The 14321-nt window shown below is 44.4% G+C and carries 12 protein-coding genes and 1 pseudogene; 1 reads left to right on the forward strand and 12 read right to left on the reverse strand.

Annotation, left to right across the window (positions count from 1 at the left end; translation table 11 throughout):
- Window positions 1–38 precede the first annotated feature (38 nt).
- From gatB to pruA, 11 genes and pseudogenes are all read right to left on the reverse strand, one after another.
- Window positions 39–1468: pseudogene (gatB, locus tag LC048_RS21270) on the reverse strand (Asp-tRNA(Asn)/Glu-tRNA(Gln) amidotransferase subunit GatB).
- A 13-nt stretch (window positions 1469–1481) separates the two neighbouring features.
- Window positions 1482–2939 carry an Asp-tRNA(Asn)/Glu-tRNA(Gln) amidotransferase subunit GatA gene (gene gatA, locus LC048_RS21275; RefSeq protein WP_226605287.1) on the reverse strand — a complete coding sequence of 486 codons (1458 nt, stop codon included), beginning with the start codon at window positions 2937–2939 and terminating at the stop codon, window positions 1482–1484.
- An 11-nt stretch (window positions 2940–2950) separates the two neighbouring features.
- Window positions 2951–3241 (reverse strand): Asp-tRNA(Asn)/Glu-tRNA(Gln) amidotransferase subunit GatC, encoded by a 291-nt coding sequence (gatC, locus tag LC048_RS21280; RefSeq protein WP_102260954.1) that lies wholly within the window; start codon window positions 3239–3241, stop codon window positions 2951–2953.
- A gap of 541 nt (window positions 3242–3782) precedes the next feature.
- On the reverse strand, window positions 3783–4427 hold the full coding sequence (locus tag LC048_RS21285) for a TetR/AcrR family transcriptional regulator (RefSeq protein WP_226605279.1): 645 nt from the start codon (window positions 4425–4427) through the stop codon (window positions 3783–3785).
- Window positions 4373–5359, reverse strand: a complete 987-nt coding sequence (locus LC048_RS21290) for an MFS transporter (RefSeq protein WP_371931945.1) — start codon at window positions 5357–5359, stop codon at window positions 4373–4375. Before LC048_RS21290 ends, LC048_RS21285 begins: the two co-directional genes overlap by 55 nt.
- Window positions 5272–5649, reverse strand: a complete 378-nt coding sequence (locus LC048_RS21295) for an MFS transporter (RefSeq protein ID WP_306048745.1) — start codon at window positions 5647–5649, stop codon at window positions 5272–5274. Before LC048_RS21295 ends, LC048_RS21290 begins: the two co-directional genes overlap by 88 nt.
- A 165-nt stretch (window positions 5650–5814) precedes the next feature.
- Window positions 5815–6270, reverse strand: a complete 456-nt coding sequence (locus LC048_RS21300; protein ID WP_371932081.1) for a YueI family protein — start codon at window positions 6268–6270, stop codon at window positions 5815–5817.
- 822 nt (window positions 6271–7092) lie between these two features.
- On the reverse strand, window positions 7093–8373 hold the full coding sequence (gene aceA, locus LC048_RS21305; protein ID WP_226605272.1) for an isocitrate lyase: 1281 nt from the start codon (window positions 8371–8373) through the stop codon (window positions 7093–7095).
- A gap of 46 nt (window positions 8374–8419) precedes the next feature.
- Window positions 8420–10015, reverse strand: coding sequence for a malate synthase A (gene aceB / locus LC048_RS21310; protein WP_306048749.1), 1596 nt, complete (start codon window positions 10013–10015; stop codon window positions 8420–8422).
- A gap of 368 nt (window positions 10016–10383) precedes the next feature.
- Entirely contained in the window at window positions 10384–10920 is a 537-nt protein-coding gene (locus LC048_RS25200; protein WP_371932082.1) for a CPBP family intramembrane glutamic endopeptidase, read from the reverse strand.
- Window positions 10921–11137: 217 nt separating this feature from the next.
- Entirely contained in the window at window positions 11138–12685 is a 1548-nt protein-coding gene (pruA, locus tag LC048_RS21315; protein ID WP_226605264.1) for an L-glutamate gamma-semialdehyde dehydrogenase, read from the reverse strand.
- A gap of 492 nt (window positions 12686–13177) precedes the next feature.
- On the opposite strand from pruA, the gene LC048_RS21320 reads away from it, so the two are divergent.
- Complete coding sequence (locus LC048_RS21320) at window positions 13178–13636, forward strand: DinB family protein (protein WP_226605251.1); 459 nt, start codon at window positions 13178–13180, stop codon at window positions 13634–13636.
- Between the two features lie 37 nt (window positions 13637–13673).
- Here LC048_RS21320 and LC048_RS21325 read toward each other — a convergent pair whose 3' ends face one another.
- Window positions 13674–14141 carry a hypothetical protein gene (locus LC048_RS21325; RefSeq protein ID WP_226605249.1) on the reverse strand — a complete coding sequence of 156 codons (468 nt, stop codon included), beginning with the start codon at window positions 14139–14141 and terminating at the stop codon, window positions 13674–13676.
- Window positions 14142–14321: the final 180 nt, after the last annotated feature.

Genomic DNA, 14321 nt, shown 5'->3' on the forward strand with positions numbered 1-14321 from the left:
GACAAAAAAGCTGGCGAATAAATCGCCAGCTTTCGCTATTATCTCTTATTCAATTCTTCAACAAGCAATTTGTTGACTAATGGCGGGTTTGCCTGACCTTTTGTTGCTTTCATGATTTGGCTGACAAGGAAGCCTTTGGCTTTGTCCTTGCCACCTTTGAAATCTTCTACAGATTGTGGGTTCGCATCGATGATTTCAGTGATGATCTTGAGCAGCTCGCCTTCGTCGGAGATTTGGACAAGCCCCTTCTCTTTGACGATTTTCTCTGGGTCGCCGCCGTTTTCGATCAATTCCTTGAATACCTGCTTCGCGATTTTGGAGGAAATCGTGCCGTTCTCGATCAACTTGATCAAGCCAGCAAGCCCTTCAGGAGTCAGTGCTGTTTCATGCAGCTCTTTTGATTCTGATTTCAAGTAGGCTGAGAATTCGCCCATCAGCCAGTTGGATGCCTGCTTTGGATCGGCTCCTGCTTTAACGGCAGATTCAAAGAAATCAGCCATTTCTTTTGATACCGTTAAAACTTCTGCATCATAAGCCGGCAGTCCCATCTCCTCGACATATCGCTTTTTCCGCTCGTCTGGCAGTTCAGGGATTTCCGCACGAACCCTTGCCTTCCACTCTTCATCAATATAAAGATCCGGAAGATCGGGCTCAGGGAAATAACGATAGTCATCTGAGCCTTCTTTTACGCGCATCAGGATCGTGGTGTTCGTCGCTTCATCAAATCGCCGTGTCTCCTGCTGGATTTCACGCCCAGCAAGGATTTCCTCTTCCTGACGCTTTTCTTCATGTTCAAGCCCTCTGCGGACAAAGTTAAACGAGTTCAGGTTCTTAAGCTCCGTTTTCGTGCCGAATTCCTTTTGCCCGACCGGCCTGATCGAGATGTTTGCATCACAGCGGAGTGAACCCTCTTCCATTTTACAATCCGATACCCCCGTGTATTGGATGATTGACTTTAACTTCTCAAGATACGCATATGCCTCATCCGGAGTGCGTATATCGGGCTCCGATACGATCTCAACAAGCGGTGTTCCCTGGCGATTGTAGTCCACCAACGAATAGCCAGTGCCGTGTGTCAGCTTGCCGGCATCCTCTTCCATATGGATACGGGTAATACCGATTTTCTTTTTATAGCCATTAACCTCGATTTCGATCCAACCATTCTCACCGATCGGCTTATCGAACTGGGAAATCTGGTAGGCGTCTTCGGGTTGTCCGGGTAAAAATAGTTCTTGCGGTCGAATTTCGTATGTTCTGCGACTTCGCAGTTCAAAGCCATAGCGGCTTTCATAGCGTACTCAACCGCTTTTTTATTCACGACCGGCAGTACTCCAGGATATCCAAGGTCGATTACGCTTGTATTCGTATTCGGCTCGGCACCAAAATGGTTCGGACTCGCCGAAAAGATTTTTGATTCTGTTTTTAATTCAACATGGACCTCAAGGCCAATTACCGTTTCAAACTTCATCATTTTCACCCCTTTAAAGCTCAGGTTTTTGTTTATGGAAATCTGTTGCCTGCTCGAATGCATGGGCAACTTTATATACAGTACTTTCATCGAAATGACGTCCGATGATTTGCAGGCCAAGCGGCAGACCTTTGTCAAAGCCGCACGGAACCGAGATGGCTGGCACGCCTGCAAGGTTGACCGGGATCGTCAGAATATCATTCGCATACATTGTCATCGGGTCTCTTGTGTTCTCGCCAAGTTTGAATGCCGGCGTAGGTGCAGTAGGACCAATAATGACATCATATTGCTCGAATACTTTCTCAAAGTCCTGCTTGATCAGCGTGCGGACCTTCTGTGCTTTTTTATAATAAGCATCATAATAACCAGAGCTCAGCGCGAACGTACCAAGCATGATCCGGCGCTTAACTTCCTCACCGAAGCCTTCCTCACGCGTCATCTTGTACATATCGAGCAGATTCTCCGCGTTCGGTGAACGGTAACCATAGCGAACACCATCAAAGCGCGCCAGGTTCGCAGATGCTTCAGAAGATGACAGCAAGTAATAGGTCGCCAGGGCATACTTCGAGTGTGGCAGGGAAACCTCTTCCCAAGTCGCTCCCATACGCTCGAGGATAATAAGCGCGTCCCTTACTGATTTGCGCACTTCTTCGTTTACACCTTCGCCAAGATACTCCTTAGGCACAGCGATTCTTAACCCTTTTATATCACCAGTCAAAGAAGCGATATAGTCAGGGATGTCCACTTTGGCGGAAGTCGAATCCATTTCATCGTGTCCCGCGATCGCTTTTAACAGAAAAGCATTGTCTTCTACATTTCGTGTGATTGGTCCAATTTGGTCCAAAGAAGACGCAAATGCGATCAATCCAAAGCGGGAAACCAGTCCGTAAGTTGGCTTCATACCTACCACACCACAGAAAGAAGCCGGCTGGCGGATCGAACCTCCTGTATCTGAGCCAAGTGAGAACAGCACTTCACCTGCGGCAACCGATGCAGCCGAACCCCCAGATGAACCACCAGGTACCCGGTCAAGATTCCAGGGATTAAGGGTCTTTTTAAAACCAGAGTTTTCGTTTGAGGATCCCATTGCGAACTCGTCCATATTCAGCTTACCGATCGTCACCGTTTCTGCCTGCTTCAGCTTCTGTGTTACCGTCGCATCGTATATAGGATCAAAGTTTTCGAGAATCTTGCTCGCCGCCGTCGTACGCAGGCCCTTTGTAACGATATTGTCCTTGATGCCAATCGGCAGTCCGTATAACTTGCTCGTTGGCTTGTTCTGGATCACCTTGTCGTCCAATGCCTTCGCCGCTGCCCTTGCGTTTTCTTCATCCAATGTTAAAAACGCCTGGACCTTGCCTTCGACCTCGCCAATCCGCTTGAACGATTCATCGACCAGGTCGGAAACGCTTAGATCTCTTTTATGTATAAGCTCATGAAGCTCCGAAATCTTGTGTTCAAATAAACTCATCGCCGGTCCTCCTACTCCATAATTCCTGGCACTTTGATCTGTCCATCCTGGTGCTCAGGCGCATTCTTCAAAACCTCTTCACGCGGAAGGCCCTCTTTTGCACGGTCCTCACGCATGACATTCTTTATTTCAAGCACATGTGCAGTTGGTTCAACATTATCCGTATTCAGCTCATTCAACTGCTCAGCATATGTAATGATTTTATCCAGCTGGTCCGTCAGCATTTGCGCTTCCTTTTCTGTAATCGCCAATCTTGCCAGGTGTGCGACATGCTTCACCTGCTCCTCAGAAATCCTTGACATAAAAGCACCTCCATCGTAAATCGTCAGACAATAATAATACTGATCATAGCAAAGTTTTCCACGTTAAAGCAATACAAGCCTTGCTGTTTGTACTATTTTAACATGAGAGGTTAGTGATCGCAGGAAAGAATACATGTTTGTGGAATATTGTTAATATGTAAGTAACGATATAAGTTTTACGAAACTGTAAAGCAATAAGGGGAGATTCGTATTCTTCATTTCATTTTCTATTTCATCGGTGACTTATTTTCCAGTTTAGGGTACAGTCATTCCTTGAATACACAAAAAATTGACCGGAATATAGACCGGTTGAATCAACATGACTGGTTTAGAGGGATTTACAATGATGAAAAGTACCGCCGTTTATTTTTTGTGAACCGCAATGTAAGAGCGTATCTGCAAAGCTCCCTCCGTGTAAACAAAATGATTCGCGATTTAAATGCCCGGGAAAGGTTTATGCGATTATTGGACAAACAACTGCAATAAGGGATGGAATTCAGCTCCACCCCTTTCACTTTGCTGGCGAATCCTAAGTGAAAACTTATTTAATATTACCTGCCGAAGAATGCTCACTGATTCCCAGTGCCATTTTTAAATATTCCACAAATAGAGTGGATTGCTCTTTTATCTTCAAATCTTCCTTCGATAACATGGCATCCTCTACTGCCATGCCGTCTATGAACGCAATGATCGAACGGGCAATGATTTCATGATCAAACCTTGTGCTGAATTCAGCGCTTCTTTGTCCATGTTCAATAATTTGTGCATATAATTTCAAGCCATTATTGTATCGGGTTTTTCCATATGCTCTCCTGTGTTCATCATTTCTTCCTATTATAAAATACTCCAGTTTTGCCGGCGCCAAAGGATCCATTTCATCATCTGGCTTCCCATCCTCGCCAAAGATGGTTTTCATGAGCATATCCCAATAAGAAGTTGCATTTTCTTTAACCATATCCAACGCATCATCCAATTCGCCGGCTAATAATTCTCCCATAATCGCTTCGAACACAGCTTCTTTACTTGCAAAATATTGATACAATCCGCCTCTGCTGACATTCGCAGCGTCCATTATATGCTTCATCGTGGCCCGCTCATATCCATATTCAATGAAGACTTCCTCTGCCGCCTTCAAAATTTCAGCTCGACGCTGCTCCATGTGTTCCTGACTGACTTTCGGAGACATTTACTCTCCCCCCGTTCTATTTTACTTTTAAAAATCAAACCAACTATCGAGACCGCAACCAACAATAATCCAGTGATGATGAATGTCGGGATGACTCCAAGTACTGTGGCAAGCAATCCTCCGGCCAATGGCCCGATGATCGTCGCAGTAGTCGTTACGCTGTTCAAAACACCGAATACTCTGCCTGTCATGTGAACAGGAGTGTCGGTTTGGACTGCTGCCTGAAAAGGAATGAACACCAATCCGACAGAAAAACCGCCAAACAATCCAAGAAGAGGTCCCCATAGCATTGGCAACTCTAAATCAAATACTGTCAATACAGCCATCATACTAAAACTGAGACCAATCCCACAAACTCCAATGAACATCAAAATCAGGGCATTGTAATCTGTTTTCTTAGCCAACAGCATTCCTGTAAAGAACATTCCAAGTCCTGAAGCTGTAACAATATAACCAAAGAGGTCCGGTGAAACATTCGGCAGTTCCCTAAGCAATACGATGATTTGGGAGTCTGAAAGCTGTAAAATCAACAAGCTTACCCCTAACACCAAAACCCCCACGATTAAAAAACGATTTCCTTTAATGAACCTGATGCCTTCCAAGAAATCCTCTTTAAACGAAGCTTCCTTCGGTTCCTCCGAATCGTCCTTTATTGGCATCACTGCCTTTGGCAATGCAAGAAGCAGAAGGGCTGAGAGGACAAAAGTACCAGAGTCGATAAAGAACACCAGCTGGGTGCCAAAAGCTGAGACTAACATTCCGCTCAACAATGGCCCGAGCACCTTCGTTCCTGAATCAATCATCGAGGTAATGGACATTGCGCTTTTCATATTTTCCTGATCTATTATCTCCTTAAGCTTACCGTTCTTTGCCGGGACAAATATAGCTGAAAGCATTCCGAGATCATGAACAGGCAAATGTAAACAGTCCATAAAGAATTGGCAAAAGCAAGAATCAGAATAAGTCCTGCTCTCACTAAGTCTGAAACAATCATTAATGCTTTTCTATTAAACCTGTCAGCAATCGTTCCGGTAAAAGGTCCAAGCAGAGCCATTGGCACCGCCAAACAAAGGATAATCATGGACACCTCCATTGGAGATGCCTCCCACTTCAATCCAACCATCGTTATGATCGCAATGACGCTCAACCAGTCACCAACACTTGATATTAACTGCGCTAGCATTAAGGTAATAAACCCTTTATTTTTTAAAAGACCATTCATCCTCATCCCTCCATTTTTAAAACGACAACAGTGTCGTTTTTCTTAATCTTATTATAACGACACTGATGTCGTTTTTCAACCAACTTTATAAAATTTGGGCTTTTTTTAAAAGTTATTGAAATGGAGGCAAAAAAAAGAGGCAACCTAAAAGGCTGCTTCCCGTCTCTATTTCCCAAATAGCTTCCCAAAGCCAGAAAGGAAACCCTTTTTCTTTTTGGCATGTGCTGTTTGGATCACAGGTTTCTTTTTACCAAGATAAATCTCCTCTTTATCAATCGCATGGTGATGGGCTAAAACAAGCCCAAGTTCAGAATCATAATCCTTATTGGTGACGATCGTAAACTCGATGCCCCGTTTTTCCGCCGCTTTGATGTATTCAGATAAATATGGATATGCTATATTGCCATTTAAAAAGAGATGGGCTTCTCTGTTTTCATCCATAAGCTGCTCGACCTCAGGTTCAACGCCCTTTCTCATTACCTCCCCCTGGGTAAGTGCGATGACGACCCGCTCCCTTATTGTTGTAAGGAATCTCCTTCTTTCATCAGGTTTGGTCTGCTTTGCCCCATGAATTCCCTGCTGTAAGTAATCATCCACATTGCTTTTGCTCAACCGATCCACCTCCAACATATCGCAGCAATTTTTATCCTAGTACTAACTACTTCAATTTTACCCTTCCAATTCCTTTTGAGCTAAGTCTCTGCTTATGCCTCCATGACGGACACAAACTCCGCTTTCCCACTAATTTCTGTCCGTCATGACCTTGATGACGGACACAATTCACGCTCTTCTTCCAGTTTCTGTCCGTCATGACCTTGATGACGGACACAATTCACGCTTTTCCCTCAGTTTCTGTCCGTCATGACCTTGATGACGGACGCAAATCACGCTTTTCCTTCAGTTTCTGTCCGTCATGACCTTGATGACGGACGCAAATCACGCTTTTCCTTCAGTTTCTGTCCGTCATGACCTTGATGACGGACACAAATCACGCTTTTCCCTCAATTTCTGTCCGTCATGACCTTGATGACGGACGCAAATCACGCTTTTCCCTCAATTTCTGTCCGTCATGACCTTGATGACGGACACAATTAACGCTTTTCCTACAGTTTCTGTCCGTCATGACCTTGATGACGGACGCAAATCACGCTTTTCCTTCAGTTTCTGTCCGTCATGACCTTGATGACGGACACAAATCACGCTTTTCCTTCAGTTTCTGTTCGTCATGAACAATACGAAAATGACTTTCATTAATAATATGTATGTTCCCGCCCATAAGTCTGTGCTAGTTTAAGGTTAACCTATTTTGAGCAAAAAAAACCTCCTCTTCGAACCGAAGAGAAGGACACAAATAGGAGAATGCAAGGTGAAAAATCAAAAACTTATGGTAAACCTTCGCCTGAGTTGGAGGGCCCAGGCGGAGAGAAAACCCGTAACTTAAGATCAAGAAGTTGTAAACTGAGCTTCTTCTGTTGATCCTTTAAGCGCAGTAGTTGAGGAAGTTCCACCAGAAATGACCATTGATACATCATCAAAGTAGCCTGTTCCGACTTCGCGCTGGTGTCTTGTTGCAGTGTAGCCATATTGTTCGCTATCGAACTCAGCTTGCTGCAGCTCAGAATATGCAGCCATGCCGCGCTCTTTGTAGCCGCGAGCTAGCTCAAACATACTGTGGTTCAATGCATGGAAGCCAGCAAGTGTGACGAACTGGAACTTGTAGCCCATCTTGCCAAGTTCGACCTGGAACTTCGCAATGGTTTCATCATCCAGCTTCTTTTTCCAGTTGAATGATGGCGAGCAGTTGTAAGCAAGCAGCTTGCCAGGATACTTCGCATGGATTGCTTCAGCAAAGCGGCGTGCTTCGTCCAAATCAGGCTCAGATGTTTCACACCAAACCAAATCTGCATATGGGGCGTAAGCCAAACCACGGGCAATCGCCTGGTCAAGACCTGGTTTCACGCGGAAGAATCCTTCAGGAGTTCTATCGCCAGTGATGAACGGAGCATCATATGGATCCACATCGCTTGTGATCAAATCTGCCGCGTTCGCATCCGTACGAGCTACAATCAAAGTTGGCGTGCCCATGACGTCAGCTGCAAGTCGGGCAGCAATCAGGTTGCGGACTGCTGTCTGTGTTGGAAGCAATACCTTTCCGCCAAGGTGTCCGCATTTCTTTTCAGAAGAAAGCTGGTCCTCAAAGTGAACGCCAGCTGCGCCAGCTTCGATCATGCCCTTCATCAATTCGAAAACATTCAGCTGTCCGCCGAATCCTGCCTCTGCATCTGCCACAATTGGTGCGAACCAGTCGATGGAATCGTCGCCTTCGCCATGTGTGATTTGGTCAGCACGCTGCAGTGCCTGGTTGATGCGTTTAACGACAGCCGGTACGCTGTTCGCCGGGTACAAGCTCTGGTCTGGATACATGTTTCCAGAAAGGTTAGCATCCGCTGCTACCTGCCAGCCGCTCAAATAAATCGCCTTCAGACCTGCTTTTACCTGCTGGACAGCCTGATTACCTGTAAGAGCACCTAGTGCATTGACAAAATCCTCTTCATTTACAAGCTTCCAAAGCTTTTCCGCACCGCGGCGGGCCAATGTATACTCAATATCAATTGAACCGCGAAGCTTGATGACATCCTCCGCACTATAAGTTCTTTCCACTCCTGCCCATCTGTTTTCCATTTCCCAGCTTTCCTGCAACTTCTTTACGCGATCTTGAGTCATTTTTTATTCCTCCTAATGGTTGTTTTTATATGAATCTATCATTCTATTAATCTAAAGCCTGATAGCCAGGCAAAGTTAAGAATTCAACGAACTCATCATTTAAAATCAATTCATCAAACATTTCTGCCGCCTGCTCGAATTTTCCATTTTCAAATACCGATTCGCTCACTTCCAGCTTGATTTTCTCAAGCTCCTCTTCCTTCAGCTCATGGTACATTTCAACCGTTACTTTGTGGCCATCTTCAAGAACACCTTTTGAATGGCGAATCCATTGCCATAGCTGAGCCCTGGAGATTTCCGCCGTTGCAGCGTCTTCCATCAGGTTATGGATTGGAGCAGCTCCACGGCCATTCAGCCATGAGGCCACATACTGGATGCCGACATTGATGTTCATGCGAACACCGGCTTCTGTTATAGTGCCTTCTGGTACAGCTAACAGGTCAGACGCCTTTACCTCAACATCCTTTTGCTTGCCAGAATCAATCTGGTTAGGTTCTGGCATTTCCTTGTTGAACGCCTCTAGAGCTACCGGAACCAGCCCTGGATGTGCTACCCATGTTCCATCGTGGCCGTCGCGTGCTTCACGTTCCTTATCAGCACGTACCTTTGCGAATGCTTCTGCATTTGCTTCCTCGTCATTTTTGATCGGGATCTGTGCCGCCATTCCTCCCATTGCCGGTGCCTTCCTGCGATGGCAAGTCTGGATAGTCAGCAATGAGTACGATCTCATGAATGGAACCGTCATCGTCACCTGTGAGCGATCCGGTAAAATCACATCATCCTGCGAGCGAAGTTTTTTCAGGTAGCTGAAAATATAATCCCATCGTCCGCAGTTCAATCCAGCGGAGTGCTCTTTCAGTTCATATAGGATTTCGTTCATTTCGAATGAAGCAAGAATCGTTTCAATCAAAACAGTTGCTTTAATCGTCCCCTGTGGAATGCCGAGATGATTCTGTGCATAAACGAACACATCATTCCATAGGCGCGCTTCAAGGTGGCTCTCCATCTTAGGGAGATAGAAGTATGGGCCTGTGCCCTGCTTCACTAGCTTTTTCGCGTTATGGAAAAAGTACATCGCAAAATCGAATAGTCCGCCGGAAATCGGGTTGCCATCGAGCAATACATGTTTTTCTTCTAGGTGCCAGCCTCGTGGACGAACCATTAAAACAGCTGTTTCTTCATTCAGTTGATACTTTTTTCCATTTGCATTTTCAAAAGAGATCGTCCTGTTAACAGCGTCTCTCAAGTTAATCTGCCCTTCAACAATCGCTTCCCATGTCGGCGAAGTTGAATCCTCGCAGTCTGCCATGAAAATCTTCGCTCCTGAGTTAAGAGCATTGATGACCATCTTCCTGTCCGTCGGACCAGTGATTTCAACTCTGCGATCCTGCAGGTCTTTCGGTAGCGGTGCAATGGTCCACTCACTTTCACGGATGTGCTTCGTTTCCGGCAAAAAGTCCGGAAGCTTGCCCCCGTTAATTTCCTCTTGGCGCTTTTCCCGAGCTTCCAGCAGCTCTACCCGCCGCTCGCCAAAGTGCCTTTCAAGCCGCTCTACAAAATTAAGAGCCTCTGGTGTCAAAATTTCTTCGTATCCTTTTTTCATGTTTCCTACGATTTCAATTCCTGTAGTTTGTGTCGACATATACTGTCTTCACCCCTTTGTTATAGTACAGTATCAATATCTCTAATATGTATTATATAACAGTGTTTTTAGATTGCAACTATTTTGTTAAATTTTTCTGAAAAAATTTTAAATTAGTGCTTTAGTCTGTTTTTCCACAAAAAGGTATATGGTGCAATTATGCTAATGGACCGTGCAATTATGGAGGTAAAGCGTGCGTCCTCTACTTATTGATGCAATTATGAGCGGGAATGATGCAATTCCTAGGATCCACCGTGCAATTGATGATTAGAAATGCAGACAAAACAAAGAAACCCCTAATTACAGGGGTTTTTCTGCATTCTTTTTCAGTATGAATCTTATAAAGAGAAATATGAGGGCGGGTACAACTAAATTAGGCAGCAAAAAGTGTACAAAAAAAGGATTGCGCATCTGTGAGGTGATTTGCCCGGTCCGCTTGAGGGATCAGAATTTGATTTCCTAAAGGGCCTTTTGAAAAAAACTGAGTTAAAAACAAAGTTCCATCCTAAGTGCAAACCGATTGGGAGCATCATCGATTTTGTTTTTTCAAATGCATATGCCCAAACTAATCCGGAAAAGGACGTCATCAGAAATACAACAAGCATCAAAACAATATTTCCTAATACTCCAAAAGTAAACCAGTGGTAGATCCCAAAAGCTATTGCGGATAATAAAATCCCTGTCCTCGCTCCCCATTTCCGAATAGCGCTATAGAGAAGTGCTCCTCTAAAAATCAACTCTTCAAAGACGACAGACTTAACATTCCACCATAAGAAGTTTAGTGTGCCAATGACAGATAAATTCTCATTTAGCTTCCAGTCCGTATTTGTTAGAGCAGAATCGAGCAGTTGGCTCAATGTGCAAAGTGTTGCAGTAAAAATGAAACCTAGAGCGAATTGGGACATTCTTGATACTGATGGTGTGATTCCTAATACCTTAACGTTTTCTTTTAAAAAAACACGAAGTAATATCCACGATAACAATAGCTGTACTACTATTCCCAGCAAGGCATCAACTCCATTTAAGGGCAATTTCACCTAATTTTATCAAAGGACTTTCTTTTACATTCCCATAATATGAAAAAATCCCCTTCTCAAACGAGAAGGAGATTCCAATTCTGTATTAGTACATTTCAGAAGTAGTCTTCGCTTGCATGTGAAGAAGCAGATAGTCTGGTCCGCCAGCTTTTGAATCTGTTCCTGACATGTTGAAGCCGCCGAATGGCTGGTAACCTACGATTGCACCTGTGCAGCCGCGGTTGAAGTAAAGGTTTCCGACATGGAAATCTTCGCGAGCCTTCTGGATGTTTTCACGGTTTCGCGTGATCACCGCTCCAGTCAAACCGTATTCAGTGTTATTCGCAATTTCAAGCGCATGGTCGAAATCCTTCGCTTTTGCGAAAGCTACGACAGGTCCGAAGATTTCTTCCTGCATGATGCGAGCTTTTGGATCAAGGTCAGCGAAGATTGTTGGCTTGATGAAGTAGCCTTTTGAGCTGTCTCCTTCTCCGCCAGTCATCAAACGGCCTTCTTCCTTGCCGATTTCGATGTAGCTCATAATCTTGTCGAACGCACCCTGGTCATTAACAGGACCCATGAATGTGCTTTGATCTGTTGGATCATCAAGCTTAAGCTCATTAGTAAGCTCAACAACGCGGTTAAGAACCTGGTCATATACATCCTCAACGATAACAGCACGTGAACATGCAGAGCACTTTTGCCCTGAGAAGCCGAAAGCAGAAGCAGTGATTGCTTGAGCAGCTAACTCAAGATCAGCGTCTTTGTCGACAACCATTGTGTCTTTTCCACCCATTTCAGCGACAACGCGCTTAAGCCAGATTTGGCCTTCATTCAGCTTGGATGCACGCTCGTTAATACGCAGACCTACGTCACGTGAACCTGTAAAGCTGATGAAGCGAGTGTCTTTGTGGTCAACAAGGTAGTCGCCCACTTCTGCGCCGCTTCCTGGTACGAAGTTAAGGACACCAGCAGGCAGACCCGCTTCTTCCATCACTTCAACGAACTTAGCCGCAACAACTGGAGTAGTTGAAGCTGGCTTCAATAGAACTGTGTTTCCTGTAACAATCGCTGCTACCGTTGTACCAGCCATGATTGCCAATGGGAAGTTCCATGGAGAAATGATGACTCCCACTCCAAGAGGAATGTAATCATAACGGTTATATTCATTAGGACGGCTTTCTACTTTCACGCCCTCTTTAATTCTTAGCATTTGGCGAGCATAGTACTCAAGGAAGTCGATTGCTTCTGCTGTATCAGCATCTGCCTCGTTCCATGGCTTACCAGCTTCTTTTGTTAAAAGCGCTGAGAATTCATGCTTGCGGCGGCGAATGATTGCAGCAGCCTTGAATAATACATCTGCACGTGTCTCAGGCTTTACTTTTTTCCAAGTCTTGAACGCTTCGACAGCAGCCTGCATAGCCTTTTCAGCTAGATCGCGGTTTGCTTTTGATACACGTCCAATAACTTCTTCTTTATTGGATGGGTTGTATGATACAATCTTGTCTTCTGTCGAGATTCTCTCTCCGCCGATCACCAAGTCGTAATCCTGGCCAAGATAGCCTTCAACAGTCTTCAATCCTGTAAGATATCCTTCACGGTGTTCCTCATCTTTAAAATTCGTGAAAGGCTCATGTTTATATGGCTGAACCATTCTATCCCCTCCTATGTATTAAAACGTTTTCATTCCTTTCCCATTCTATCATGAGAGTCTCATAGTGTTCAATGGCAACGTACTAGCAAGTCTTGGATTGAGAATTTTCACAATTTTTATTATACCAATATTGTAATTTGCTCGTATTTTGATCTTTCTATCGAGATGGTCGAAATATTCACGAATGTGGTCTAATTAATTCCAGATATGGTCGAGTTAATCATAAAAGTGGTCGAAATATCCTGAGATATGGTCGAGTTAATCATAAAAGTGGTCGAAATATCCTGAGATATGGTCGAGTTAATCATAAAAGTGGTCGAAATATCCTGAGATGTGGTCGAATTAATCATAAAAGTGGTCGAATTAATCTCATTTTCGCCAATAAAATGTAAAACCGTATCAGTCAGAACCACTTTCACACTCTTTTTAGCAGGGTATTACAATGAATCTCGCGAATATTTATCTATCATTCAAAAAAGGAGTCTATTTCAGATGAAAAAACGGCATGAAGTGCTATTCAATCAACTGGAATCATATCGCAATGAGCTTTTAAGCATAGTGGATACTGTTTCAGAAGAAGAAGCTGAGAGAATTCCGGCTGGGTTCAACAGTAATATCCGCTGGAACCTCGGTCATATCTATCTTGATCAATATCGATGGATCCAGGCAGTGACAAAGGAGCCGGCAGATGTCCCGGAAGAGTTCAGTTCCTGGTTTGGCTACGGCACCTCTCCGGCCAATTTTACCGAGGAAACACCTGCTGTCAGCGAGTTAAAAGAACTTCTGAAAACACAGCCAGGCAGAATAAAAGAATCCTATGGCGAGCGTTTGGAAAAAGAATTCGCACCAACCGAGATGGGCATGCATACAATCGAGCAAGTATTAACCCGGACGATTTTCCATGAAGGCATGCATTTACAGACGATCCTTGATATGCAAAAATGCATGTAACAAGCAAAGAACCCCGGCTCTTTGCTTTTTCATTCCTCTATTCTAACTTTTCGGCGACCTCGGTTTCTACTTCTTTAACCAACTTTTTGATATGAATGGATGGGTAATCCAGGGCTTTAATCTCAGCAAAATAAGGAAACATTTCTTTAACATCATCAGCGTAAAAGCTTCCATCCCGCGGCAGGGTATGGCTGATGACTTTGAGGGCACCTTCGCTTCGATCGACCTTCAACACCATTGGCACGGACATACCCGAACCTTGCTCAACTTCAGCACCCTCTTTGTAGTACTCCTCAATCAACGCCCATAAATAAATTTCACCCTTCTCTTCGCTGGAGGCAAGAATTTCATATGCACTTAAAATTTCTCCGCCAAAATTCGGCTTCATCACTTCTTGACGTATGTATCTTTCAATTTCCTCTCCTTCTTCTTCTGTTACTGCTGCGTTTGAACATCCCGCGACTAACAAAACCACAAACATAACCCAGATGAAATTGCGCTTCATTTTAACCCTCTCCTACCTGATTAACGAACTTTTTTCTTCCAAAATAACAACCCTGCGTTAATTCCAATAAGCAACAGCACGATTGCACGGGCCCTATCCCTATTAGGCTGGACATTAAAGAGAGGGAGATAGATGAAAATCGTTCCGTTACTTGTCCAGACACCCATTGAAAAAGATAAA

It is taken from the genome of Mesobacillus subterraneus (genome assembly GCF_020524355.2).
In the GTDB taxonomy this organism is placed as follows: domain Bacteria; phylum Bacillota; class Bacilli; order Bacillales; family Cytobacillaceae; genus Mesobacillus; species Mesobacillus subterraneus_C.